The organism is Campylobacter sp. MIT 21-1684 (assembly GCF_026241315.1).
Taxonomy (GTDB): domain Bacteria; phylum Campylobacterota; class Campylobacteria; order Campylobacterales; family Campylobacteraceae; genus Campylobacter_D.
Window position 1 is genome coordinate 1 of the sequence record NZ_JAPHNA010000056.1, and the last position, 904, is coordinate 904.

The window sequence follows — 904 nt, forward strand, 5'->3', positions numbered from 1 at the left end:
CTAAAGTCAGGTTTAATAGAAGAAGCAAAAGAATTGTTTTCTACTTTTCCTCCTAAGTTAAAAGCTCTCAACTGCATAGGCTTAAAAGAATGCAAAGCCTACTTAGACAATAAAATATCTCTTAAAGAACTTGAAATGTATATTACTACTCACACAAGCCAACTTGCTAAAAAACAAAGAACTTTTAATAAACAATTTCAAAGTACAGCTTTAGATTGTGATACAGCCTTAGCTTTTTTAAAGAAAAAATTAAAGTCAAGCAAAAATGATACACAAGAAAGAGTGTTAGAAGAAACATAAAGAATGAAACAATAAAGAATTCAATGAATAAAAGAATTAATAAAGAAAGAATTCAATACAAGAATTCACCAATAAAAGAAATTAATAAAAGAAGTCAAAGAAAGAAATTCTTTTTTAAACTCTCAAGTATTGTGAATTATTATGTCTTTGTCCAAATACTCTTTATCTTTTTCACTTACTCTTGATGTATTGAAGAAATATCTTTAAAGAAGTATTCATAAGAGTCTTTTTCTACATTCTTTTATTCAAGCTCAAAAGCATCAAGTTGTATTTACTCTTTATCTTGTATAAGTATTCAAAAAGACTCTTTTGAAGAAATGAAAGTCTGTAAAACATTCTTACAGACTCTAAACTTATTTAGAGTCTGTAGTTTTAGAATTTTTTCTTTTTCACATCTGCAAGTATATTGCTTGCTATATCACTGACTGTATTTGAGATAGTAGCTGATTCATTAGCAATACTAACATTGTCTTTTGTGGTTTGGTCTATCAAGGCTACGCTTTCATTGATTTGAGTAATACCTGTAGTTTGTTCTTTAATAGATTCAGCCATATCATTGATAGATTGAACAAGAAGGTTGGTATTGGCTTCTATTTCACTTAAA

General features: G+C 27.8%; 2 pseudogenes. One reads left to right on the plus strand and one right to left on the minus strand.

Annotated elements, in window-relative coordinates:
* Window positions 1-300: pseudogene (locus OQH62_RS08515) on the plus strand (hypothetical protein); the annotation flags it as partial.
* Window positions 301-672: 372 nt separating this feature from the next.
* Here OQH62_RS08515 and OQH62_RS08520 read toward each other — a convergent pair.
* Window positions 673-904: pseudogene (locus tag OQH62_RS08520) on the minus strand (hypothetical protein); the annotation flags it as partial.